This is a genomic window from Streptomyces sp. NPDC048338, assembly GCF_043201055.1.
Taxonomy (GTDB): domain Bacteria; phylum Actinomycetota; class Actinomycetes; order Streptomycetales; family Streptomycetaceae; genus Streptomyces.
In genome coordinates this window covers 258,683-280,736 of record NZ_JBICYQ010000011.1, presented here as the reverse complement: position 1 = coordinate 280,736, position 22,054 = coordinate 258,683, and the positions used below count along the sequence as shown (strand labels likewise).

At 72.7% G+C, this 22,054-nt stretch carries 23 protein-coding genes; 8 read left to right on the top strand and 15 right to left on the bottom strand.

The genetic code is table 11. From position 1 onward, the window contains the following. Positions 1 to 188: 188 nt before the first annotated feature. Positions 189 to 884, bottom strand: coding sequence for a TetR/AcrR family transcriptional regulator (locus ACGFZF_RS25830; RefSeq protein ID WP_393557757.1), 696 nt, complete (start codon positions 882 to 884; stop codon positions 189 to 191). A 148-nt stretch (positions 885 to 1,032) separates the two neighbouring features. On the opposite strand from ACGFZF_RS25830, the gene ACGFZF_RS25825 reads away from it, so the two are divergent. Then, on the top strand, positions 1,033 to 1,485 hold the full coding sequence (locus ACGFZF_RS25825) for a nitroreductase family deazaflavin-dependent oxidoreductase (protein WP_393557755.1): 453 nt from the start codon (positions 1,033 to 1,035) through the stop codon (positions 1,483 to 1,485). Between the two features lie 76 nt (positions 1,486 to 1,561). Here ACGFZF_RS25825 and ACGFZF_RS25820 read toward each other — a convergent pair whose 3' ends face one another. Further along, positions 1,562 to 2,983, bottom strand: a complete 1,422-nt coding sequence (locus ACGFZF_RS25820; RefSeq protein ID WP_393557753.1) for a geranylgeranyl reductase family protein — start codon at positions 2,981 to 2,983, stop codon at positions 1,562 to 1,564. A 160-nt stretch (positions 2,984 to 3,143) separates the two neighbouring features. On the opposite strand from ACGFZF_RS25820, the gene ACGFZF_RS25815 reads away from it, so the two are divergent. Together ACGFZF_RS25815 and ACGFZF_RS25810 are read left to right on the top strand one after the other, a co-directional pair. After that, entirely contained in the window at positions 3,144 to 4,508 is a 1,365-nt protein-coding gene (locus ACGFZF_RS25815) for a dipeptidase (RefSeq protein ID WP_147975718.1), read from the top strand. A 69-nt stretch (positions 4,509 to 4,577) separates the two neighbouring features. Further along, the gene (locus ACGFZF_RS25810) at positions 4,578 to 5,255 is read left to right on the top strand and encodes an MBL fold metallo-hydrolase (RefSeq protein WP_393557751.1); all 678 of its coding nucleotides are present in this window, start codon (positions 4,578 to 4,580) and stop codon (positions 5,253 to 5,255) included. A gap of 130 nt (positions 5,256 to 5,385) precedes the next feature. On the opposite strand, the gene ACGFZF_RS25805 is transcribed toward ACGFZF_RS25810, so the two are convergent. Beyond that, entirely contained in the window at positions 5,386 to 6,426 is a 1,041-nt protein-coding gene (locus tag ACGFZF_RS25805) for an NUDIX domain-containing protein (RefSeq protein WP_393557749.1), read from the bottom strand. A 223-nt stretch (positions 6,427 to 6,649) separates the two neighbouring features. On the opposite strand from ACGFZF_RS25805, the gene ACGFZF_RS25800 reads away from it, so the two are divergent. Beyond that, complete coding sequence (locus ACGFZF_RS25800) at positions 6,650 to 6,829, top strand: hypothetical protein (RefSeq protein WP_393557747.1); 180 nt, start codon at positions 6,650 to 6,652, stop codon at positions 6,827 to 6,829. 104 nt (positions 6,830 to 6,933) lie between these two features. Here the strand turns inward: ACGFZF_RS25800 and ACGFZF_RS25795 are convergent, their stop codons facing one another. Next, positions 6,934 to 7,899 (bottom strand): ROK family protein, encoded by a 966-nt coding sequence (locus tag ACGFZF_RS25795; RefSeq protein ID WP_393557745.1) that lies wholly within the window; start codon positions 7,897 to 7,899, stop codon positions 6,934 to 6,936. A gap of 204 nt (positions 7,900 to 8,103) precedes the next feature. Here ACGFZF_RS25795 and ACGFZF_RS25790 point away from each other — a divergent pair, with 204 nt between their 5' ends. After that, the gene (locus tag ACGFZF_RS25790) at positions 8,104 to 9,084 is read left to right on the top strand and encodes a LacI family DNA-binding transcriptional regulator (RefSeq protein WP_386543353.1); all 981 of its coding nucleotides are present in this window, start codon (positions 8,104 to 8,106) and stop codon (positions 9,082 to 9,084) included. A 277-nt stretch (positions 9,085 to 9,361) separates the two neighbouring features. On the opposite strand, the gene ACGFZF_RS25785 is transcribed toward ACGFZF_RS25790, so the two are convergent. The 5 genes from ACGFZF_RS25785 to ACGFZF_RS25765 all read right to left on the bottom strand — a co-directional run bounded on the left by ACGFZF_RS25785 (position 9,362) and on the right by ACGFZF_RS25765 (position 13,805). After that, the gene (locus tag ACGFZF_RS25785; RefSeq protein ID WP_393557743.1) at positions 9,362 to 10,669 is read right to left on the bottom strand and encodes a DUF6986 family protein; all 1,308 of its coding nucleotides are present in this window, start codon (positions 10,667 to 10,669) and stop codon (positions 9,362 to 9,364) included. A 154-nt stretch (positions 10,670 to 10,823) separates the two neighbouring features. After that, positions 10,824 to 11,786, bottom strand: a complete 963-nt coding sequence (locus ACGFZF_RS25780; RefSeq protein ID WP_393557741.1) for an electron transfer flavoprotein subunit alpha/FixB family protein — start codon at positions 11,784 to 11,786, stop codon at positions 10,824 to 10,826. A gap of 56 nt (positions 11,787 to 11,842) precedes the next feature. Next, positions 11,843 to 12,628, bottom strand: a complete 786-nt coding sequence (locus ACGFZF_RS25775; RefSeq protein ID WP_393557739.1) for an electron transfer flavoprotein subunit beta/FixA family protein — start codon at positions 12,626 to 12,628, stop codon at positions 11,843 to 11,845. Positions 12,629 to 12,819: 191 nt separating this feature from the next. Continuing rightward, positions 12,820 to 13,335: a flavin reductase family protein gene (locus ACGFZF_RS25770; protein WP_393557738.1), complete on the bottom strand. Its 516-nt coding sequence runs from the start codon at positions 13,333 to 13,335 to the stop codon at positions 12,820 to 12,822. A 197-nt stretch (positions 13,336 to 13,532) separates the two neighbouring features. Continuing rightward, positions 13,533 to 13,805: a TlpA family protein disulfide reductase gene (locus ACGFZF_RS25765; protein ID WP_393557881.1), complete on the bottom strand. Its 273-nt coding sequence runs from the start codon at positions 13,803 to 13,805 to the stop codon at positions 13,533 to 13,535. Positions 13,806 to 14,123: 318 nt separating this feature from the next. Here ACGFZF_RS25765 and ACGFZF_RS25760 point away from each other — a divergent pair, with 318 nt between their 5' ends. Beyond that, on the top strand, positions 14,124 to 14,846 hold the full coding sequence (locus ACGFZF_RS25760; protein ID WP_393557736.1) for a lysophospholipid acyltransferase family protein: 723 nt from the start codon (positions 14,124 to 14,126) through the stop codon (positions 14,844 to 14,846). Positions 14,847 to 14,867: 21 nt separating this feature from the next. Here ACGFZF_RS25760 and ACGFZF_RS25755 read toward each other — a convergent pair whose 3' ends face one another. From ACGFZF_RS25755 to ACGFZF_RS25735, 5 genes are all read right to left on the bottom strand, one after another. Beyond that, positions 14,868 to 15,560, bottom strand: a complete 693-nt coding sequence (locus ACGFZF_RS25755) for a B3/4 domain-containing protein (protein ID WP_393557879.1) — start codon at positions 15,558 to 15,560, stop codon at positions 14,868 to 14,870. Between the two features lie 20 nt (positions 15,561 to 15,580). Further along, a complete protein-coding gene (locus tag ACGFZF_RS25750; protein ID WP_393557734.1) occupies positions 15,581 to 16,180 on the bottom strand; it encodes a transglutaminase family protein in 600 nt (199 codons plus the stop codon). Positions 16,181 to 16,260: 80 nt separating this feature from the next. Beyond that, positions 16,261 to 17,358: a threonine aldolase family protein gene (locus tag ACGFZF_RS25745; protein ID WP_393557732.1), complete on the bottom strand. Its 1,098-nt coding sequence runs from the start codon at positions 17,356 to 17,358 to the stop codon at positions 16,261 to 16,263. Further along, positions 17,337 to 18,095, bottom strand: coding sequence for an SDR family NAD(P)-dependent oxidoreductase (locus ACGFZF_RS25740; protein WP_393557730.1), 759 nt, complete (start codon positions 18,093 to 18,095; stop codon positions 17,337 to 17,339). The genes ACGFZF_RS25745 and ACGFZF_RS25740 overlap by 22 nt, the downstream gene beginning before the upstream one ends. A 26-nt stretch (positions 18,096 to 18,121) precedes the next feature. Beyond that, positions 18,122 to 19,528 (bottom strand): DUF6421 family protein, encoded by a 1,407-nt coding sequence (locus tag ACGFZF_RS25735; protein ID WP_393557728.1) that lies wholly within the window; start codon positions 19,526 to 19,528, stop codon positions 18,122 to 18,124. A 468-nt stretch (positions 19,529 to 19,996) separates the two neighbouring features. On the opposite strand from ACGFZF_RS25735, the gene ACGFZF_RS25730 reads away from it, so the two are divergent. Continuing rightward, positions 19,997 to 20,680, top strand: coding sequence for a glycerophosphodiester phosphodiesterase (locus ACGFZF_RS25730; protein WP_393557726.1), 684 nt, complete (start codon positions 19,997 to 19,999; stop codon positions 20,678 to 20,680). 24 nt (positions 20,681 to 20,704) lie between these two features. On the opposite strand, the gene ACGFZF_RS25725 is transcribed toward ACGFZF_RS25730, so the two are convergent. Further along, entirely contained in the window at positions 20,705 to 21,256 is a 552-nt protein-coding gene (locus tag ACGFZF_RS25725) for a GNAT family N-acetyltransferase (protein WP_393557724.1), read from the bottom strand. Positions 21,257 to 21,433: 177 nt separating this feature from the next. Between ACGFZF_RS25725 and ACGFZF_RS25720 the strand changes: the two genes are divergently transcribed. After that, positions 21,434 to 22,012: a DUF5134 domain-containing protein gene (locus tag ACGFZF_RS25720; RefSeq protein WP_393557722.1), complete on the top strand. Its 579-nt coding sequence runs from the start codon at positions 21,434 to 21,436 to the stop codon at positions 22,010 to 22,012. Positions 22,013 to 22,054 lie beyond the last annotated feature (42 nt).

Below are 22,054 nucleotides of genomic sequence, written 5' to 3'. Positions count from 1 at the left end.
CCCTCGGAGACGCGCCCACTCGGCAGGTCGCGGGCGGCAGGGCGAGGACGGCGGCACGGTGCGACCGTCCCGTCCGGGTCGGGTCGGTCAGCCCGGCCGGCTCGGTCAGCCCGGCCGGGTGGGGTCGGTCACCCGCCCCTCGGTCACCCGCCCCTCGGTCGCCCCCGCCCCCGCCCCCGCCCTGTGCGTCACGTGCCGGGCGCCAGGCCGATGGCGCGGCCGAGGCGGCCGGCCGCCTCGTCGAAGAACGCCTGGCGCTCCTCGACGATCCGGTTGAACTGGCCGAACAGCTCGAAGGAGATCAGACCGAAGAGCTGCGACCAGGCGGCGACGAGGGCGACCGCGACGGCGGGCGGCAGGTCGGGGGCGACGTCGGCGGTCAGCCGTTCCGCCTCCGGGCGCAGCTCCTCGGTCAGCGGGGGCGGGGTGATCGCGTCCGCGGCGAGGGCGTCGCGGGCGAGGCCGATCAGGACGAGGCCGACGCGCGAGGCCGGGCCGATGGTGTCCTGGGGCGCGCTGTAGCCGGGTACCGGGGAGCCGTAGATCAGGGCGTACTCGTGGGGACGGGCGAGGGCCCAGGCGCGGACCGCCCGGCAGACGGCGGTCCAGCGGGCGAGGTGGCCGCTCGGGCCGTCGGCGGCACAGGCCCGTTCCGCGGCGGCGCCCACGGAGTCGTAGGCGTCGACGATGAGCGCCGTGAGGAGGTCGTCACGGCTGGGGAAGTACCGGTAGAGCGCCGAGGACACCATGCCGAGCTCCCGGGCGACGGCGCGCAGCGAGAGCCTGGCGGCGCCCTCGGCCGCGAGCTGGGCGCGGGCCTCGTCCTTGATGGCGGCGGTGATCTCGATGCGGGCGCGGGCGCGGGCTCCCTGGACGCTGGTCATGGGAGCAGTGTGCCACGTTTCGGAGCACCGCACTAAAACAAGAGCAGTGCTCTTGCGCAGGCGGCGCCGAAGAGGCAGACTGTTCTCAAGCGAGAGCAGTGCTCACAAAACAGAGCGGTGCTCGACAGTTCACTTCCGAGGAGTCCCGATGTCGTCGCAGCCGTACTACCTCCAGGGCAGCCCGCTCGCCATCCGCCTCAACAGCGTCATCGGCTGGCTCGCCCGGCACGGCGTCAGCCTCCTCGGCTCGGCCGAGCTGTCCGTGAAGGGCCGCAAGAGCGGCCGGATGCAGCGCATCCCCGTCAACCCGCACAAGCACGGGGGCGAGCAGTACCTGGTCTCGGCGCGCGGTCACTCCCAGTGGGTGCGCAACATGCGCGCCGCGGGCGGCGGTGAACTGCGGATCGGCCGCAAGGTCCGCACCTTCACGGCGGTCGAACTGCCGGACGCGGAGAAGCTCCTGGTGCTCCGCACCTACCTGGAGCGCTGGGGATGGGAGGTCAACCAGTACTTCCAGGGCGTGACCGCCAAGTCGACCGACGAGGAGATCCTGGCCGCCGCCCCCGACCACCCGGTCTTCCGCATCTCGACGACGTCGTGAGCGGGCACGCGAGCCGCCCGTCGGCCGCCGCGCCCCCCGGAGGGGTACGCGGGACCGACGGGACGGAACGCATCGCTCAGAGGTCTTCCGGTGACTCCGGCGCGGTGTCCCGCGCGGCGTCGGTGCCCGTGGACGCCGGGTCGGCCGCACGGTCGCCCCGTACGGCCGCGGAATCCTCGTCCGTACCGGCCCGGGCGCGGGGGGTGACCCCGCGGGGCGCGGTGCCGCCCGTGGCCGCCATCCGGCGGTCCAGCACGTCGAGGGCCCGTCGCGCCATCCCGTTCGACCGCACCAGTCCGCCCAGCGAGGTGACACCCCGGGTGATGTCCGCGAAGGCGTTCCACGCGGGCCGCAGACCGGTGAGGGTCGCGTGCAGCAGGCCCGGGCTGCGCTCGAACAGGGCCAGCATCCGCCGGCCCACCGCCATCTCGACACCGAGGCCGGCCTTGATCGCGAAGGCGTAGTTCAGCGCCTGCCGGCGGGCGTCCACGGCGTCGGTCGCCTCGGCGATCCGCACCGCCCACTCGCCCGCGAGACGACCCGACCGCAGTGCGAACGAGATGCCCTCCCGGGTCCAGGGCTCCAGCAGGCCCGCCGCGTCGCCGCAGACCAGCACGCGCCCGCGCGAGAGCGGCGAGTCGTCGCTCCGGCAGCGGGTCAGATGGCCGGACGAGATCGACGGCTCGAAGCCCGCGAGCCCGAGCCGGGCGACGAAGTCCTCCAGGTACCGCTTGGTGGCCGCGCCCTCGCCCCGCGCCGAGATGACGCCCACCGTGAGCGTGTCGCCCTTGGGGAACACCCAACCGTAACTTCCGGGCATCGGGCCCCAGTCGATCAGGACCCGGCCCTTCCAGTCCTCCGCCACCGACGGCGGCACCGGGATCTCCACCTCCAGGCCGAGGTCCACCTGGTCGAGCTTGACCCCGACGTGCGCCCCTATGCGGCCGGCGCTGCCGTCCGCGCCGACGACCGCCCGGGCGAGCACCGTCTCGCCGTCGGCCAGGACGACGGCGACGGTCCGCCGGTCCGGCACGGACGGGCCGTGCTGCTCCACCCGCGACACCGTGACACCGGTGCGCAGCTCCGCGCCCGCCTTCTGCGCCTGCTCGACCAGACCGGCGTCGAACTCCGGCCGGTTGATGAGCCCGAACAGCATCCGGCGGGAGCGCCGGGTCCGGGCGAACCGGCCGTTCAGGGAGAAGGTGACGGCGTGCACCCGGTCCTGGAGCGGCAGTTCGAAGCCGGGCGGCAGCGCGTCGCGCGACGGCCCGATGATGCCGCCGCCACAGGTCTTGTAGCGCGGCAGTTCGGCCTTCTCCAGGAGCAGCACCCGACGGCCGGCGACCGCCGCCGCGTACGCCGCCGACGCGCCCGCGGGCCCCGCCCCCACCACGACCACGTCCCAGACGGCGGCCGGCTCCTCCGGGGCCGCTGCCCCGGCCCCGATCTCCGCCGCCTCCGCGCGTACCTCTTCGGCGTCTGCGTTCTCGCTGCTCACGATGTGCTTCTGCTCCTGATCCGGCCGGTCGTCCCTGCTCTCCCCCGCATCCTACGGCGCGATCTTCGGCGACCCGCGCCGTAGGATCGGTCGTGCGTTCGCCGTACAACACTCATACGGCTACGTCCCTCTTAACGTCGCACCCACCAGGAGCGTGCCCATGACCGCGAATCCGATCGCCGAGACCATCGCCGACCTCATGCCCCGCGCCCAGGCGGAGCTCGCGGAGCTGGTGGCGTTCGAGTCGGTCGCGGACGAGGCCGTGGCCCCGCGGAGCGAGTGCGAGGCGGCGGCGAACTGGGTGGCCGACGCCCTGCGCGCCGAGGACTTCCAGGACGTCGCGCTGCTCGACACCCCCGACGGCTCGCAGTCGGTGTACGGCGTACTGCCCGGCCCGGCCGGCGCCCCGACCGTCCTCCTCTACGCGCACTACGACGTGCAGCCGAAGCTGGACGAGTCGGCGTGGATCACCCCGCCCTTCCGGCTCACGGAGCGCGACGGCCGCTGGTACGGGCGCGGCGCCGCCGACTGCAAGGGCGGCTTCATCATGCACCTGCTGGCGCTGCGCGCGCTCAAGGCGAACGGCGGGGTGCCCGTCACGGTCAAGGTGATCGTGGAGGGCTCCGAGGAGCAGGGCACCGGCGGCCTGGAGCGCTACGCCGAGGCGCACCCCGAGCTGCTGACCTCCGACGCCATCGTCATCGGTGACACCGGCAACTTCCGCGTGGGCCTGCCGACCGTGACGGCGACCCTGCGCGGTATGACGATGATCCGCGTCCGGATCGACACCCTGGAGGGCAACCTGCACTCCGGTCAGTTCGGCGGCGCCGCGCCCGACGCGCTGGCCGCGCTGATCCGGGTCCTGGACTCGCTGCGGGCGGCGGACGGCTCGACCGTCATCGACGGGCTGCCGGCGGACGCGGTGTGGGACGGACTGCAGTACCCGGAGGAGGACTTCCGCAAGGACGCCAAGGTCCTGGAGGGGGTCGGGCTGCCGGGCGACGGCACGGTCGCCGACCGCATCTGGGCCCGGCCCGCCGTCACCGTCATCGGCATCGACTGCCACCCGGTGGCCGGCGCGACCCCGTCCATCCCGTCGACGGCCCGCGCGCAGATCAGCCTGCGGGTGCCGCCCGGCCAGGACGCCGGCGAGGCGACGAAGCTGCTGTACGCGCACATCGAGAAGCACACGCCGTGGAACGCGCGGGTCTCCTTCGAGCAGGTCGGCCAGGGCCAGGCGTTCCGTGCGGACGTGGCCAGCCCGGCGTACACCTCGATGGCGGAGGCCATGCGGATCGCCTACCCGGGCGAGGAGATGCAGAGCGCGGGCATGGGCGGCTCGATCCCGCTGTGCAACACGCTCGCGACGCTCTACCCGGAGGCGGAGATCCTGCTCATCGGCCTGAGCGAGCCGGAGGCGCAGATCCACGCGGTGAACGAGTCGGTCTCGCCGGAGGAGCTGGAGCGGCTGTCGGTGGCGGAGGCGCACTTCCTGGTGAACTACGCCCGCTCGAAGCAGGGTTAAGCGCTCGGCGGAGCTCGCCGAGAGCGTACTTCCGTGCGGCGGACGTGGGGGCCTGCCTACGTTCGCCGCATGGACTTCCTCGGCATCACCCCGCGCCTGCACATGCTCCGCTTCTCCATCGGCCAGGCCTATCTGTGGCAGGACGAGGAGAAGCTGACCCTGATCGACGCCGGCTGGACGGGCGCGGCGCCCGAGATCGAGGCGGCACTCCGCGGGGCCGGCCTCGACCCCGCCCGCCTGCGCCGGATCGTCCTCACCCACGGCCACCGCGACCACGTCGGCTCGGCCGGCGAACTCGCGGACCGTCTCGGGGCGGAGATCCTCGCCCACCGCCTCGACGCCCCCGTGATCCGCGGCGAGGCGCCGGTCCCCGAACCGACGCTCCTGGACTGGGAGATCCCCCTCCACGCGCACGGCCTCACCGTCCCCGAGGCGCCTCCGACCCGCGTCGACCGGGAGCTGGAGGACGGCGACGTCCTGGACTTCGGCGGCGGAGCCGTGGTCGTGCACGCCCCGGGCCACACGGACGGCTCGATCGCGATCCATCTCCCCCGCCACGACGTGCTGTTCACCGGCGACACGGTGGCCTCCGTGCAGGGCGTGACCTTCGGGGTGTTCCATGTGGACCGCGAGCGGGCCATGGCCTCGATGCGACGGCTGTCCGCACTGAAGCCGTCGGTCATCTGCTGCGGCCACGGAGACCCGGTGACCGAGGACGCGGCGGCGCAGTTGGCGGCGGCGGGCTAGATCCAGTCCGGGCGGTCCTCCCGGGCCTGGACCTGGGCCGCGGGGCGCCCCGCCCGTATGACCGGCGGGCCGTCCCCGGAGCGGGGCCCGGGGGCGGCCCGCCGGCCGGCGCGCGGGAGCGGGGCCGTGGTCAGCCGACCGGGACACCCGCCTCCAGGTTGAGGACGGTGCCGCGCTCCCGGGCACGCAGGGCCCAGCGGAGCCGGCGGTAGCGGACCGGCGGCAGCAGGTCGGCCGCCTCCTCCTCGGTGACGAAGCGCCAGCCGCGCAGTTCGGCACCGGGCAGCAGGAGGCGTCCGGCCTCGGCGGCGGGGAGGCGGCCCCCGTCGAAGAGCAGGCGCAGGCCGCCGTATCCGGGCGGCTGGGGCCGTTCCCAGTCGACGAGCAACAGGCGTGGTACGGCGTCGAGTTCCAGCCCTATCTCCTCGGCGACCTCACGCATGCCGGCGCGGGCGGGCGGCTCGCCGCGCTCGACGACTCCACCGGGAAACTCCCAGCCCGGCTTGTAGGTGGGGTCGACGAGCAGGAAGCGGTCGTGCTCGTCGAAGAGCAGGACGCCGGCCGCCAGCGTCTCGCCGGTCGGCTCGGGGGTCTGGACGATCCCACAGGGAGCCGCGGCACCCGCCCGGACGGCGTCGGCGACGACCCGGGCGGTCTCCTCGGGCGTGAGCGCGGAGTTGTCGACGACGTAGGCGTCCTCGCCCAGCCAGCCGTCCCGGGCGGCGCGGTAGGGCTCGATGCGGTCGTGGGACCACTGGCGCACCCCGTCGATCTCCTCGGGCGGTGAGCCGTCGGGCGTCCGCCGCAGGATCCGCTGGCGCAGGATCGTTTCATCCGGTGCGAGCAGGACATGCCGCACCTCGATGCGCCGGGCGGCGAGGCCGCCGAAGATCTCGTCGCGGTACTCCTGCCGGAGCAGGGTCATGGGGACGACGAGAACGCCGCCGAGCTCGGCGAGCAGCGCGGCGGCGGTGTCGACGACGAGGCGGCGCCATATCGGCAGGTCCTGGAAGTCGCCGACCTCGGCGAGCCGCTTCTTCGGCAGGAGCGAGCTCATCGCGCCGCCGGTGAGTTCGGGGTCGTACAGCGTGCTGTTCGGGATCAGATCGACCAGCTCGCGCGCGGTGCCGGACTTCCCCGCGCCGAACGCACCGTTGATCCAGACGATCACGATTCCCCCTCTTCGGTAGCCCACAGTGGCTTGCCCGCAACACCCTGCCACGGAAACCCCCCGGCTGAACCGGAGCGTTCCGGCCGGTGCGACGGGGGTAGACGGGCCCTGCGGCGGGCCGCCGGGCGTGTGAGTCACCTCACTGCGCGAACGCCCGTGCGGCCGGGTGCGTAACACTTCGGCACGGACTGTCGTTGGACCGGCGAGGCAAGGGGGTGCGGAGATGAGCCGTACGGTATTGGAGAGGTTTCCCGCGGGAGGTCCGCGGGGCAGCTGGCCGGCGGAGGAGTTCGCCAGCGCCCGCCGGAGCGAGGGGCTCCCGGCGGAGGTCGTGATGGACCTGGAGTCCGACGCGTTCCTGGTGGTCGTGCAGCAGCGGACGGCGGTCGCGGCGAGAGGGTGACGCGCCGGGCGGAGCGGCCGGACCCGGATCCACGCCGGAGTTCCCTGACGGGGAGTCGGCACGGGGCCCACGCGGCGGCCGAACCCACGCCCGGGCGGCGCTCGTCAGCCCCAGACCCCGGCCCCCTCGCGGTGCCGCGGCGACACCGCCGCGGCCGCGCCCAGGAGACCCGCGTCCGTGCCCGTCAGGGCCGGGGCGACCTCCAGCGTGCGGACGAACGAGAGAGTGGCGTAGTCGCGCAGACTGCGCCGCAACGGGGCGAAGAGGACCTCACCCGCGCCCGCCACTCCCCCGCCGATCACCGCGATGTCGATCTCGACGAGCGTCGCCGTCGCGGCGATCCCCGCCGCCAGCGCCTGCGCCGCCCGCTCGAAGGAGGCCACGGCCACCGGGTCCCCGGCCCGTGCCGACGCGGCCACCGCGGCGGCCGAGGTGTCGCCGTCCGCCCCGGGCAGCCAGCCGTTCTCCACGGCACGCCGGGCGATGTGGGGCCCGCTCGCGATCCGCTCCACACAGCCCCGGCCGCCGCACGGACACGGGTCGCCGTCCAGATCCACGCTGATGTGCCCGATGTGGCCCGCGTTGCCGGTGGGGCCCGCGTGCACCCGGCCGCCGAGGACCAGTCCGCCACCCACGCCGGTCGACACCACCAGGCACAGCGCGTTGTCGTGGCCCCGGGCCGCTCCCTGCCAGTGCTCGGCCGCGGTCATCGCGACACCGTCGCCGACCAGCGTGACGGGCCTGCCCCCGGTCGCCCGGCGCACCCGCTCGACCAGCGGAAACCCGCGCCAGCCCGGCACGTTGACCGGGCTGACGGTGCCCGCGGAGGCGTCGACCGGGCCCGCGCTGCCGATGCCCACCGCACCCGCCGCGTCCCAGAGCGGCGAGACCGCGAGCTCCGCGATCACGGCCTCGACCGCTCGCATCACCGTCTCGCCGTCCTCCCGCGCGGGAGTCGGCCGCTGCGCCCGGACCCGGATCGCACCGCCGCCGTCCACCAGGGCGCCGGCGATCTTGGTGCCGCCGATGTCCAGCGCGACGACGAGGCCGGCGGTGAGGTCGGTATGCATGGGCGCGGTGTCTCCAGAAGGGCAGGCGAAGGCCGTTGATCGGTGTGACCTACAGTCTCTCGTCCTCTGACAACGTTGTCCAGGGCCTATGCTCGACAACATCACGACGGCGCCCGACGAGACCGTCCCGACGAGACAGAGGATCTGCGCACTGTGGCCGACATCGCCCGCCGCTCCGAGCACCGTTACGGCAATCGGCCCACGATGAAGGATGTCGCCGCCCGGGCCGGCGTCGGTCTGAAGACGGTGTCCCGGGTCGTCAACGGCGAGCCGGGGGTCACCCCCGACACGGAGCGCCGCGTGCAGGAGGCGATCGACGCGCTCGGCTTCCGCCGCAACGACAGCGCCCGCGTCCTGCGCAAGGGGCGGACCGCCTCGGTCGGGCTCGTCCTGGAGGATCTCGCCGACCCGTTCTACGGCCCCCTCAGCCGCGCCGTGGAGGAGGTCGCCCGCGCCCACGGGGCGCTGCTCATCAACGGATCCAGCGCGGAGGACCCGGACCGCGAGCAGGAGTTGGCGCTGGCCCTGTGCGCCCGCCGGGTCGACGGACTGATCGTCATCCCCGCCGGCAGCGACCACCGCTATCTGGAGCCGGAGATGAAGGCGGGCGTCGCGACCGTGTTCGTGGACCGGCCGGCCGGCGGGATCGACGCCGACGCCGTCCTCTCGGACAGCTTCGGGGGTTCGCGGGACGGAGTGGCCCATCTGATCGCCCACGGCCACCGCCGTATCGGCTTCGTCGGCGACCAGCCCCGCATCCACACCGCGACGGAGCGCCTGCGGGGCTACCGGTCCGCGATGGAGGAGGCGGGGCTCGAGGTCGACGAGTCCTGGGTCTCCCTCGGCCCGACGGACCCGGAGCGGGTCCGCGCGGCGGTGACGGCGATGCTCTCGGGACCGGAGCCGGTCACGGCGCTCTTCGCGGGGAACAACCGCGTCACGGTCACCGCGGTACGGACGCTGGCCGGGCGCGAACACCCGGTGGCCCTGGTCGGGTTCGACGACATCGAACTGGCCGACCTGCTCGGCATCACCGTGATCGCCCAGGACGCCGCCGCGCTGGGCCGTACGGCCGCGGAACGGCTCTTCCGCCGCCTGGACGGCGTGGAGGAGGCGCCGGCGCAGGTGGTGCTGCGGACGACGCTGATCGCGCGCGGCTCGGGCGAGGTCCCGCCGCCGGCGTGACCCGCGACGGGACGAGGCCGGGCCCGGCGGACGCGCCGGCACGGGCGCTCCGCTCCTCGCCCGCGGCCTCGCGGCCCCGGGGACCTCGTCGACGGCGCCGGACGACGCCCATGCCGCCGCGGCCGAGTCCGCCCACCATGCGGTGGCGGCCCGCGAGCCGCTGGTTCTCCCCCGATGACACCACTGCCCCGTCCCTCTGTCGCGCGTGCGTGCGACGCACGTGAACGCGTGTGGAGTACGGGGCAGTCGGGGCGACCCGGGGTCGACTCCCCGCGCGTTACTGAGCCGTGGCCGTGAGGTCTCCGCGGCGCGGGGCGGCGAAGCGGTCCAGGTCGGCGCGGGTCAGGCCGGTGAGGGCGTCGACCTCCGCGGTGTCGAGGGCTCCGCAGTCGATGCCGCGCAGCAGGTAGGAGCCGAGCGCCTTGGCGGTGGCGGGCTCGTCCATCACGTCCCCGGCGGCGTGGTTCGCGTAGGCGGACAGGCGCTTGGCGGCGGCCTCGAAGCCCTCGCGGTAGAAGGCGAAGACCGCGGCGTAGCGGGTGGGGATGTGGCCGGGGTGCATGTCCCAGCCCTGGTAGTAGGCGCGGGCGAGGGCGCGGCGGGTGAGGCCGTAGTGGAGGCGCCATGCCTCGTGCACGTGGGCGGTGGAGCCGACCGGCAGCACGTTGGTGGAGCCGTCGGAGACCCGTACACCGGTGCCGGCGGCGGCGACCTGCATGATCGCCTTGGCGTGGTCGGCGGCGGGGTGGTCGCTGGCCTGGTAGGCGGCGGAGACGCCGAGGCAGGCGCTGTAGTCGAAGGTGCCGTAGTGCAGTCCGGTCGCGCGGCCCTCGGCGGCGCCGATCATGCGGGCGACGGCGGCGGTGCCGTCGGCGGCGAGGATGGACTGGCTGGTCTCGATCTGGATCTCGAAGCCGAGGCGGCCGGCGTCCAGGCCGTGGGCCTTCTCGAACGCCTCCAGGAGCCGTACGAAGGCGGTGACCTGCTCCGGGTAGGTGACCTTGGGGAGGGTCAGGACGAGGCCGCCGGGCAGGCCGCCGTTCTCCATCAGGCCGGTGAGGAAGATGTCGGTGGTGCGGATGCCGCGGTCGCGGACGGCGGCCTCCATGCACTTCATGCGGATGCCCATGTACGGGGCCGCGGTGCCGTCACGGTAGGCCTCCGCGATCAGGCGGGCGGCGCGGGCGGCGTCGCGGTCCTCGGCGTCCGCGTCCTTCCCGCCGTAGCCGTCCTCGAAGTCGACCCGGAGGTCCTCGATCGGCTCGCTCTCCAGCTTGGCCCGCACCCGGGCGTGGACGTCGACGGCGAGGTCGTCGGAGAGGCCGAGGACGGCGGCGAAGGACTCCGCGTCCGGGGCGTGCTCGTCGAGAGCGGCGAGGGCCTGGTCGCCCCAGGAGCGGAGGGTGCCGGCGTCGAAGACGTCGCCGGGCACGTAGACGGTGTGGACGGGCTGGCGGGTGCCGGGGTCTCCCGGGTAGCGGCGGTCCAGTTCGGCGTCCACGGACGCGAGCGAGGCGCTGATGCCCTCGCTGACCGCTCCGGCGAGACTCGTGGCGACCTTCTCCTGCCGACCCTGCTGACCCATTCCCAGCTCCTCCCACTTTCCGCTTCACGGAATCAACAATCCGTATAGCGAAGTTATAAGTCCGGCGGGACCTGCGTCAATGGTTGTCCGAAACGGCCGGGGGCCGCACGGTGAGAGTTCACCGTGCGGCCCCCGGGCCCGACAGATCCGCAGGTCAGCCCTTGCGGGTCTTGACCTCTTCGGTCAGCTGCGGGACGACGTCGAAGAGGTCGCCGACCACGCCGTAGTCGACGAGGTCGAAGATCGGGGCCTCGGCGTCCTTGTTGATGGCCACGATGGTCTTCGAGGTCTGCATACCCGCGCGGTGCTGGATCGCACCGGAGATGCCGGACGCGATGTACAGCTGCGGCGAGACCGACTTGCCGGTCTGGCCGACCTGGTTGGAGTGCGGGTACCAGCCGGCGTCGACGGCGGCGCGGGAGGCGCCGACGGCGGCACCGAGGGAGTCGGCGAGCGCCTCGATGACCGAGAAGTTCTCGGCACCGTTGACGCCGCGGCCGCCGGAGACCACGATCGCGGCCTCGGTCAGCTCCGGACGGCCGGTCGACTCGCGCGGGGTGCGGGCGGTCACCTTGGTGCCGGTGGCCTGCGCCGAGAAGGTGACGGCGAGGGCCTCGACGGCGCCGGCGGCCGGGGCGGCCTCGACCGGGGCGGAGTTCGGCTTGACCGTGATGACCGGCGTGCCCTTGGACACGCGGGACTTGGTGGTGAAGGAGGCGGCGAACGCGGACTGCGTCGCGACCGGGCCCTCGTCACCGGCCTCCAGGTCCACGGCGTCCGTGATGATGCCGGAGCCGATGCGGACCGCGAGGCGGGCCGCGACCTCCTTGCCCTCCGCGGAGGACGGGACGAGCACGGCGGCCGGGGAGACGGCCTCGTACGCGGCCTGGAGCGCGTCCACCTTCGGCACCACGAGGTACTCGGCGAACTCGGGGGCGTCGGCGGTCAGGACCTTCACCGCGCCGTGCTCGGCAAGCGCCGGAGCGGTGGCCTCGGCGCCGGCGCCCAGCGCGACGGCGACGGGCTCGCCGAGACGGCGGGCGAGGGTCAGCAGCTCCAGGGTGGGCTTGCGGACGGCTCCGTCGACGTGGTCGACGTAGACGAGAATCTCAGCCATGGGGATTCAATCTCCTGCGAACGAAAAGGGGGCGGACTGAACGGCTCGCGCGAGCCCTAGATGAACTTCTGGCTCGCGAGGAACTCGGCCAGCTGCTTGCCGCCCTCGCCCTCGTCCTTGACGATCGTGCCGGCCGTGCGGGCGGGACGCTCCGTCGCCGAGTCGACCGCGGTCCAGGCGCCCTCCAGACCCACTTCCTCGGCCTCGATGTCGAGGTCGGAGAGCTCCAGGGACTCCACCGGCTTCTTCTTGGCGGCCATGATGCCCTTGAAGGACGGGTAGCGCGCCTCGCCCGACTGGTCGGTCACGGACACGACCGCGGGAAGCGCGGCCTCCAGCTGCTCGGAGGCGGTGTCGCCGTCGCGGCGGCCCTTCACGACGCCGTCCTCGATCTTGACCTCGGAGAGCAGCGTGACCTGCGGGACGCCCAGACGCTCGGCGAGGATCGCCGGCAGGACGCCCATCGTGCCGTCGGTGGAGGCCATACCGGCGATGACGACGTCGTAGCCGGTCTTCTCGATGGCCTTGGCGAGCACGAGCGAGGTGCCCATGACGTCGGTGCCGTGCAGATCGTCGTCCTCGACGTGGACGGCCTTGTCGGCGCCCATGGAGAGCGCCTTGCGCAGAGCGTCCTTGGCGTCCTCGGGGCCGACCGTCAGAACGGTGACCTCGGCGTCGTCGGCCTCTTCGGCGATCTGGAGCGCCTGCTCGACCGCGTACTCGTCCAGCTCCGACAGCAGGCCGTCGACGTCGTCGCGGTCGACGGTCAGGTCATCGGCGAAGTGCCGGTCGCCGGTGGCGTCGGGCACGTACTTCACACAGACAACGATCCTCAAGCTCACGCCGGCTCTCCTACTGCATCGGTCATTACTGGGCTGCCTTGTTGCTCGCAGCATAGGCGCCTGAAGGGCGGGTTTCCGGTCGGGGCGTGCGTAGCCCCCGACCGAAATATTACTCGTCAGTACACCCAGTCCGTTACCAGTAAGCAAGCGCTCAGGCGTGTGACCTTGCCAACGCCCGAGGGGCGGAACTCTCAGTCGCGCAGCGCGTTGAAGCGGCCCTGGTGGTAGAGCAGCGGGCGGCCGGTCCCGTCGGGGTCGCCGGCGACGGCCTGGGCGATCACGATCCGGTGGTCCCCGGCGGGCACGCGTGCGACCACCCGGCACACGAGCCAGGCCAGCACGCCGTCGAGGACGGGGACGCCCTCGGGTCCCACGCTCCAGCGCGTCGGGTCGCCGAAGCGGTCGGCGCCGCTCCGGGCGAAGGTGGCGGCCAGCTCCCGCTGGTGCTCGCCGAGTATGTGGACGCCGATGTGCTCGGCCTCGGCCACCACGGGCCAGCTGGAGGAGGAGGTGCCCACGCCGAAGGAGATCAGCGGCGGCTCCGCGGCGACGGAGTTGAGGGAGGTCGCGGTGAAGCCGACGGGGCGGTCGCCGTAGGCGGTGACGACCGCGACACCGGCGGCGTGCCGGCGGAAGACGGAGCGGAGGAGATCGGGAGAAGCCTGCCGAGGGGCGCCTATGGTGCGGAGCTCGGGCGAAACCGTCATGGAATTGTCCTTCTGCGAGGGCGTCGTGAGAGGGGTCCGTGGGTTCTCAGACACCCGGACAGCGCGCGCTCGCGTTGCGGGCCAGGTCCACGTGGGCCCGGCCGTAGAGAAGGAGTTCGTGGGGCACCCCGCCAGACTGACGATCGTTGCCGGGTGCAGTCAAGTGCGTACCGCGATGTGGGAGATGTGTCACCGCGTCAGACGGCCCGGCCCAGCGCGGCGATGACGTCCGCCTTGCGGGGCTGCCCGGCGGCCCGGCGGACGATCCGGCCGGTCCGGTCCAGGACGAGCACCGTGGGGGTCCGCTCGATCCCGAGCGCGCGGACCAGGTCCAGCCGCTCCTCGGCGTCGATCTCCACGTGGCCGACCCCGTCGATCATCCCCGCCACCTCCGACAGGGTGCGGCGGGTGGCCCGGCAGGGCTGGCAGAACGCGGTGGAGAACTGCACCAGCGTGGCGCGCTCCCCCAGCTCCGCGCCGAGCCGGTCGGCGCCGAGCGTGCCCGCGTCCCGTCCGCCGGCGCCCCGCCCGAGGGTGCCGGAACCCTCGCCCGATTCGTTCACGTGTCCGCCTCCCTGCCGTCCCCGCTCTCCGCATGCAGCGTCCCACGGCTCCGTTCGATTCCCGCCACGTGTGCGCAGGGTGACGAGAATCTCCCCGTACGAAGGCGTCAGGACTGGTCAGCACGGCCCACATGGGGCACGATCTGCCCAAAGCCAAAAACCTACGGCTGCGTAACTTCCGCCGGGAGAACCATCCCCAGGCACTGAAGAAGGGGTTCCTCTCCGATGGCAGAACTCGTCTATCGGCCGGTCATCGGCGCCGCTCTGACCATGTTCAAGGCGCTCGACCTGAAGATCGACACTCAGGGTTCGGAGAACATCCCGCGCTCGGGTGGGGCGGTACTCGTCAGCAACCACATCAGCTACCTGGACTTCATCTTCACGGGTCTGGCCGCGCTGCCGCAGAAGCGCCTCGTGCGCTTCATGGCCAAGGACGCGGTGTTCCGGCACAAGGTGTCGGGCCCCCTCATGCGCGGCATGAAGCACATCCCGGTCGACCGCGCACAGGGCGAGCACGCGTACCAGCACGCGCTCGAGTCCCTGCGGTCGGGCGAGGTCATCGGCGTCTTCCCCGAGGCCACGATCTCCCAGTCGTTCACGCTGAAGAGCTTCAAGTCGGGTGCGGCACGGCTCGCCCAGGAGGCCGGGGTCCCGCTGATCCCGATGGCGCTGTGGGGCACGCAGCGGATCTGGACGAAGGGCCGACCGCGGAACTTCAAGCGCCAGCACATCCCGGTCACCATCCGGGTCGGCGAGCCGATCGCGGCGCCGTCGGACCAGTACGCGGGCGCCATCACCCGGCGGCTGCGCGAGCGCGTCCAGGAGCTCCTGGAGGCGGCGCAGCGCGCCTACCCCGTGCGTCCCAAGGACGCCGGCGACACCTGGTGGGTCCCGGCGCACCTCGGGGGCACGGCTCCGACGCCGGCGCAGGTCAAGGAAGCGGGCTGACCGGCCCGGTCCGCTGAAACGTCACTCCGGGGCGCCGACGGTGATGTGCGCCCCGGGGCTCAGGCGTTCCAGCGATGCGGCCAGTTCGGCGCCCGCGGCCACCAGCTCCGCGGTCGTCATCGGCTCCAGCGCCTCCAGCAGGAAGAGCGCGTTCACGGTGGAGTCGTCGATCCGGGTGCGGGGCCCCTGGCGCCAGTTCCAGCGGCGGCAGGTGACGCCGGCCTCGTCGCACCAGACGACCTCGCCGGTCTCCGGATGCTCGACGGTCTCCACCCCGCCGGCCGTCGTCGCGAACGCTTCGTCCCCGGTGGCCACGACGAGCCGCATGGCGCCCTGGATACGGTCTAGGTCCTCGCCTCCGACGGGGATCAGGTGCGCGACGCTGACCGCGTTGTACGCGTCGACGAGACGGTTGATCCGCGGCAGTCCGCCGTCCGCGAGGGCACGCCTGGCCAGCGCCTCCGCGGAGTTGCGGGTACGGGAGGGCTTCGCACCGAAGGCCGTGTAGGCGGCGCGCCAGGCGGCGACGTGCGGGTCACGGTCCGGGGACCGGCCGTCGAGACGCTCGGCCAGGCGGCGGCCCGCCTCATCGAGCAGGGCCGAACTCACCTCGTCGCTCGGCCCGTTGACCAGTCCGCGCGCCTCGACGGCGAGATGGGTGAAGCCGGGGACGAGGCCGCGTACCTCGTCGGACACGGTGAGCGTGAGGGTCATGGTCCGCCGTTCGGTTCCGGTCACAGCTCCGTGGGGAGCGTGCGTGCGAGGTGGGACCGGTCGGACGCGGCGCGCAGGGCGCTCAGGACGACCGGATGAGGTTCAGCATAGAGCACCGGGTAGTCCATTTCATTGCACTCCGGTCGTACGACCCAGGCCAGTCGCTCCTCGCCGGGCGAGAAGTGCGCGTCGACGCCGGGCTTGTTGCCCCGGACGTCCTGGCGCACCCACCGCGCGGCCCCCGGCAGCCGGACCGCGGCCAGGCCGTGGACGACCGGGTTCGAGCCGTCGTCGTCGGCGAGCCGCTGGTAGCAGAGGGCGGCCGGGATGCCGCGGGCCCGCAGGAGCGCGACGTACGCGATCGACTTGGCGTAGCAGATCCCGGTGCGGGCCCCGATCACGTCGGAGGCGCGCCAGGTCACGCACGGGTCGCCGGAGTCCATCGAATGGGGAATGGCGTCACGTACGAACTCATAGGCGGCCTTCGCGTATGAGTATGCATCGACATGCCGGGATGACAGCTCGTCCGCGACGGCGCGCACGCGCGGATGCCGATGGTCCACCGCCTCGCACTCCGTCAGGTACGCAGCGATGTCGGGTTCTTGCTGGATCAGCTCCATGGGGCGGGAGCATAGGAAAGCGCCCGGACGGGAGTCAATGACTTTCCGTCCGAGCGCATATCCATGCGATCTGATGGGCGCTATCGCGCCATTTCTTCCTTCAGGGCCTGGAGGAACGCGTCCACGTCGTCCTCCGTGGTGTCGAACGAGCACATCCAGCGCACGTCACCGGCCGCCTCGTCCCAGAAGTAGAAGCGGAAGCGCTTCTGCAGCCGGGCGCTGACCTCGTGGGGCAGCCGGGCGAAGACCGCGTTGGCCTGCACGGGGTAGAGGATCTCCACGCCGTCGACGCCGCGGACGCCGGCCGCGAGGCGCTGCGCCATGGCATTGGAGTGCCGGGCGTTGCGCAGCCACAGGTCCTTGGCCAGCAGGGCCTCCAGCTGCACGGAGACGAACCGCATCTTCGAGGCGAGCTGCATGGACAGCTTGCGCAGGTGCTTCATGTGGCTGACGGTGTCCGGGTTGAGCACCACGATCGCCTCGCCGAAGAGCATGCCGTTCTTCGTGCCGCCGTACGAGATGACGTCCACGCCCACCGCGTTCGTGAAGGCGCGCATCGGCACGTCGAGCGAGGCGGCGGCGTTGGCTATCCGGGCGCCGTCGAGGTGCACCTTCATGCCCTTGCCGTGCGCGTGCTCGACGATCGCGCGGATCTCGTCCACGGTGTAGACCGTGCCGAGTTCGGTGTTCTGGGTGATCGAGACGACCTGCGGCATCGCCCGGTGCTCGTCCTCCCAGCCCCACGCCTGCCGGTCGATCAGCTCGGGAGTGAGCTTGCCGTCCGGAGTCGGCACCGTGAGCAGCTTGAGGCCGCCCATCCGCTCGGGCGCGCCGCCCTCGTCCACGTTGATGTGCGCGGACTCGGCGCAGATCACCGCGCCCCAGCGGTCGGTCAGGGCCTGCAGCGCGGTCACGTTGGCACCCGTCCCGTTGAAGACCGGGAAGGCTTCGGCGTGCGGGCCGAAGTGGCTGTGCATGATCCGCTGGAGGTGCTCGGTGTAGTCGTCCTCGCCGTACGCGATCTGGTGACCGTCGTTGGCGAGGGCGAGGGCGGCGAGCACCTCGGGGTGGACGCCGGCGTAGTTGTCGCTGGCGAAGCCCCGGACCGACGGGTCGTGGTGACGACGCGCGTCGGTCCTGGTGGGGAACGCCGGGGTCACGGCTTGGGGGTCAGCCACAGACGCTGTCCATTCACTTCCTGTGCGGGCCGGTCCCAGACACCGGCGATGGCGTCGGCCAGATCCTTGACGTCGGTGAAGCCCGCGAACTTCGCATTGGGGCGTTCGGCGCGCATGGCGTCGTGCACCAGTGCCTTGATCACCAGGATCGCAGCCGCCGCCGACGGGCCTTTCTCGCCCCCCGCCTTGCGGAACTCGTCGCCCATCGCGAGGGTCCACGCCTCGGCCGCCGCCTTGGCCGCCGCGTAGGCGGCGTTCCCGGCGGTGGGCTTGGAGGCGCCCGCGGCGCTGACCAGCAGGTAGCGGCCGCGCTCGCTGCGCTGCAGCGCGCCCTGGAAGGCGAGCGAGGTGGTCTGGACCGTGCGGATGAGCAGCTTCTCCAGGAAGGCCCAGTCCGCGAGGTCGGTCTCCGCGAAGGAGCCGCTGCCGCGCCAGCCGCCCACGAGGTGGACCAGCCCGTCGATCCGGCCGAACTCCTTCTCGGTCTTGTCCGCCCACTCGCGGGCGGCGCCCAGGTCGAAGAGGTCGACCGTGTCACCGATGACGGTGGCACCGCCGTGGGCGTAGCGGGCGGCGTCGACCGCCTCGGCCAGACGCTCGGGATCCGCGTCCGAGGCGACGACGGTCGCTCCGGCTTCGGCGAGACGCAGAAGCGTCGCCCGGCCGGCCGCGCCGGCCGCTCCCGCGACCGCGATGACGGCTCCGTCCAGCGGTCCGCCGTTCCCGTTGCCGTTCATGGTCGTCGCCTCCTCCGTGACAGGGTTCACGCGGCAGCCTGCCCGTCCCGGGACGCGTCGGCGGCGGTGATGCCCTTGGTGGAGGCGATCACGCCCTTCAGCTTCTTGGACAGGGCCTCATAGAACATGCTGAGCGGAAACTCGTCCGGAAGCACGTCGTCGACGAGCTTGCGGGGCGGCAGCGACAGGTCCAGGGCGTCGGGGCCCTTGGCCCAGCGGGAGCCCGGGTGCGGAGCGAGGTAGGTGGAGACCAGGTCGTACGCGGCCAGCCAGTGGACCAGCTTGGGGCGGTCGATGCCGTCGCGGTACAGCTTCTCGATCTCGGCGCAGAGCTGGTTGGTGACCTCGGGGGCCCGCTGCCAGTCGATCTTGAGCTTGTTGTCCGTCCAGCGCACCACGTCGTGCTTGTGGAGGTACGCGAAGAGGAGCTGGCCGCCCACACCGTCGTAGTTGCGGTTGCGGTCGCCGGAGACCGGGAAGCGGAACATCCGGTCGAAGAGGACGGCGTACTGCACGTCACGGCCGTGGGTGTTGCCCTCGGCCTCCAGCTTCACGGCCTCCTTGAAGGCGGTGAGGTCGCAGCGCAGCTCCTCCAGGCCGTACATCCAGAACGGCTGGCGCTGCTTGATCATGAACGGGTCGAACGGGAGGTCGCCGTGGCTGTGGGTGCGGTCGTGGACCATGTCCCACAGGACGAACGCCTTCTCGCACCGCTCCTGGTCCTGGACCATGGCGGCGATGTCCTCGGGCAGCTCGATGCCCAGGATGTCGACGGCGGCCTCGGTGACCTTGCGGAAGCGGGCGGCCTCGCGGTCGCAGAAGATGCCGCCCCAGCTGAAGCGCTCGGGGGCCTCGCGCACCGCGATGGTCTCGGGGAAGAGGACGGCGGAGTGCGTGTCGTACCCCGCGGTGAAGTCCTCGAAGGTGATGCCGCAGAACAGCGGGTTGTCGTAGCGGGTGCGCTCCAGCTCCGAGAGCCACTCGGGCCACACCATGCGCAGGACGACGGCCTCGAAGTTGCGGTCCGGGTTGCCGTTCTGCGTGTACATCGGGAAGAGCACCAGGTGCTGGAGCCCGTCCGCACGGCCGGCGGCCGGCTGGAAGGCCAGCAGCGAGTCGAGGAAGTCCGGCACGCCGAAGCCCTCCTCGACCCACTTGCGCAGGTCGGCGACGAGCGCGAGGTGGTAGGCGGCGTCGTGCGGGAGCAGCGGGGAGAGCTGCTCGACCGCGTGCGCGACACGGCTGACGGTGACGGTGGCGACCTCACGGGTCGGCGCACCCTCGGCCTCGAAGTCGATGGAGCCGTCGGCGTTCTGCCAGGGACGGATCGCCTCCACGGCACCCTTGAGCTCGGGCCAGGCAGGATGCTCGATCACCGGGGTGGCGGTGGATATCCCCCCACTGGTCACGTCCTGCACAAGAATTTCCGTCATGCCTCTTCCTCCACAGGAGAACCTCGCGTTAAGACACCGTAACCATGCGAGGTTCTCCCCCACAAGAGGAGAAGGGAGAAATTATCCTGTGCGACCCCCCTGATCGCCGCTGTTTTTCCTGTCTGGAAGCGTCGAGGCAATCGCATCCGCCGCACGGGACAAGGCGTCGACCTCCTCGTCGAGGCATCCGGACGCGGCCTGGCCTCCGGGCGGCGCGGCGACCGGCCGCCGCCCGGCGGGCGAGCTGCCTGCGGGACGCCCGGGCGCGGGTCCTCGGCCGCCCCTGACGGGAGCGTTCCGGGATGCCCCCGGCACCCCGTCGGGCGTGGGGGCCGCCTCGAACGCCCCGTGCGGCCGACACCCGCACGTGCGCTGACCTCTCGATGCCCAGCCGTTAGGCTGCGCCCCGAGCCGCACCGGGTGCCCGGAGGGGTCCCCGGGCCCGACATCGACGGAAGCGAGAAGGTCTTGACTTTCCTCACCATCGGTCATCGCGGAGTCATGGGCGTCGAGCCCGAGAACACCCTGCGCTCGTTCGTGCGGGCGGAGCGGGCCGGGATGGACGCCATCGAGCTGGATCTCCACCTGAGCAAGGACGGCGCCCTCGTCGTCATGCACGACGCGGACGTCGACCGCACCACCAACGGCAGCGGCCCGATCTCCGCGCAGACGCTCGCCGAGCTGCGCGAACTGGACGCGGGCGACGGGGAGCGCGTCCCCGTCTTCGAGGAGGTCCTGGACGCGGTGCGGGCCCCGCTCCAGGCCGAGATCAAGGACGTGGCGGCGGCACAGGCGCTCGCCGGCGTGCTGAACCGGCGCGACCTGGCCGAGCGGGTGGAGGTGCTGTCCTTCCACGACGAGGCGATCGCCGAGACCGCACGTCTCGTGCCCGGTGTCCGCACGGCCCTGGTCGCGGACCGCTGGGGCGAGGACGTCGTGGACCGGGCCCTCGCGGTCGGTGCCGGCGCCCTCGTCCTCAACATCCGGCACCTGACGCTGGCGACCGTCGAGCGGGCCCACGCGGAGCGGCTGCGGGTGATCGGCTGGGTGGTGAACACCCAGGAGCACCTGCGGCTCGCGCGGGCCCTGGAGCTGGACGGCGCGACGACCGACTATCCGGAGATCCGCCGCACCGGCCGCTTCACGGCCTGACCCGCCCCCGGCCGGGGGCGGTTCTCAGACCAGGTCCTTCACCAGCAGCTCGAACTGCAGGTCGTCGCGCTGCGGGACACCGAAGCGCTCGTCGCCGTACGGGAACGGGGTCATCCGTCCCGTACGGCGGTAGCCGCGCCGCTCGTACCAGGCGATGAGCTCCTCGCGCACCGAGATCACCGTCATGTGCATCTCGCGCACGCCCCAGATCTCGCGGACCCGCCGCTCCGCCTCGGTGATGATCAGGCGGCCCAGGCCGGCGCCCTGGAGCGCCGGACTGACCGCGAACATGCCGAAGTAGGCGGCTTCGCCGCGGTGTTCCAGCTGGCAGCAGGCGATGACCCGGCCGTCCTGCTCGACCACCAGCAGGCGGCTGCCCTCGGTGGTGATGACGGCCCGGACGCCCTCCGCGTCGGTCCGCTGGCCCTGGAGGATGTCCGCCTCGGTGGTCCAGCCGGTCCGGCTGGAGTCGCCGCGGTAGGCCGACTCGACGAGCGGGACCAGGACCGGGACGTCGTCCTCGACCGCGTCGCGGTAGGTGATCCGGCCGGTGTCCTGGGGCGCGGCGGTGTCCATGGTGTTCGGTCTCCCCTCGGGGCGCTGATCGATCGGTGAAGGCGATCGCCCCGAGCCTAACGTGGGCGCGCGCTCCCCTTCGTACGCCCCTGCGCGCCTCTGCGCTCGCGTGTGCCCCGGTGCGGCTGGGCATGCACTCGGGGGGCCGAGCGGCGCCGTCGGACGGGGAGGTGTGCGGTGCACGGAGCGGCGTGGGCTGCGTGGCCGGCATGGGCGATGGTCGCGCTGTGCGCGGCGAGCGCGGCGTACTGCCTGCTGCGTCGGCGCGGATGCTCGGGCGAGGAGCGCAGGGCCGCGGGCGGCGAGGCCGTGATGGGCTTCGGGATGGCCTCGATGGCCCTGCCGGCGGCGGTGCTCACGCCGCCGGTCTGGAGCTGGGCGGTGTACGCGGTGGTGTTCGGCGTCGCGTCGCTGCGCGCGCTGGCGGGCGCCCGGAGCGGCGGCCACCATCTCCACCACCTGGTGGGGTCCGCGGCGATGGTCTACATGGCCGTGGCGATGGCCACGGCCCCGGGCGGGGGTGCGCAGGGGGGGCACGGGGGGCACGGCGCGGCGGGCACGGGTGGGATACCGCTGCTCACGGGAGCGCTCCTCGCGTACTACTCGGTGTACGTCCTGCGGGCGGGGGCGCGTCTGGTCCCGGTGGCGGCGCCGGCGGGCTCCGCTCCCGTGCTCTGGGCGGAGCGGCCGGAGTTCACGCGGGTCTGCCGGTTGTCGATGGCGCTCGCGATGCTGGCGATGCTCGTGACGCTGTGAGCACCGGCACCGGGCTGTCACCCTGCCCGCGTGAACGGGAGG

Excerpts from the sequence above, each read along its gene's own strand:
- ACGFZF_RS25830 (WP_393557757.1), bottom strand. The coding sequence starts at position 884 with ATGACCAGCGTCCAGGGAGCCCGCGCCCGCGCCCGCATCGAGATCACC.
- ACGFZF_RS25825 (WP_393557755.1), top strand. The coding sequence starts at position 1,033 with ATGTCGTCGCAGCCGTACTACCTCCAGGGCAGCCCGCTCGCCATCCGC.
- ACGFZF_RS25815 (WP_147975718.1), top strand. The coding sequence starts at position 3,144 with ATGACCGCGAATCCGATCGCCGAGACCATCGCCGACCTCATGCCCCGC.
- ACGFZF_RS25810 (WP_393557751.1), top strand. The coding sequence starts at position 4,578 with ATGGACTTCCTCGGCATCACCCCGCGCCTGCACATGCTCCGCTTCTCC.
- ACGFZF_RS25800 (WP_393557747.1), top strand. The coding sequence starts at position 6,650 with ATGAGCCGTACGGTATTGGAGAGGTTTCCCGCGGGAGGTCCGCGGGGC.
- ACGFZF_RS25795 (WP_393557745.1), bottom strand. The coding sequence starts at position 7,899 with ATGCATACCGACCTCACCGCCGGCCTCGTCGTCGCGCTGGACATCGGC.
- ACGFZF_RS25790 (WP_386543353.1), top strand. The coding sequence starts at position 8,104 with ATGAAGGATGTCGCCGCCCGGGCCGGCGTCGGTCTGAAGACGGTGTCC.
- ACGFZF_RS25785 (WP_393557743.1), bottom strand. The coding sequence starts at position 10,669 with ATGGGTCAGCAGGGTCGGCAGGAGAAGGTCGCCACGAGTCTCGCCGGA.
- ACGFZF_RS25780 (WP_393557741.1), bottom strand. The coding sequence starts at position 11,786 with ATGGCTGAGATTCTCGTCTACGTCGACCACGTCGACGGAGCCGTCCGC.
- ACGFZF_RS25770 (WP_393557738.1), bottom strand. The coding sequence starts at position 13,335 with ATGACGGTTTCGCCCGAGCTCCGCACCATAGGCGCCCCTCGGCAGGCT.
- ACGFZF_RS25760 (WP_393557736.1), top strand. The coding sequence starts at position 14,124 with ATGGCAGAACTCGTCTATCGGCCGGTCATCGGCGCCGCTCTGACCATG.
- ACGFZF_RS25755 (WP_393557879.1), bottom strand. The coding sequence starts at position 15,560 with ATGACCCTCACGCTCACCGTGTCCGACGAGGTACGCGGCCTCGTCCCC.
- ACGFZF_RS25750 (WP_393557734.1), bottom strand. The coding sequence starts at position 16,180 with ATGGAGCTGATCCAGCAAGAACCCGACATCGCTGCGTACCTGACGGAG.
- ACGFZF_RS25740 (WP_393557730.1), bottom strand. The coding sequence starts at position 18,095 with ATGAACGGCAACGGGAACGGCGGACCGCTGGACGGAGCCGTCATCGCG.
- ACGFZF_RS25735 (WP_393557728.1), bottom strand. The coding sequence starts at position 19,528 with ATGACGGAAATTCTTGTGCAGGACGTGACCAGTGGGGGGATATCCACC.
- ACGFZF_RS25725 (WP_393557724.1), bottom strand. The coding sequence starts at position 21,256 with ATGGACACCGCCGCGCCCCAGGACACCGGCCGGATCACCTACCGCGAC.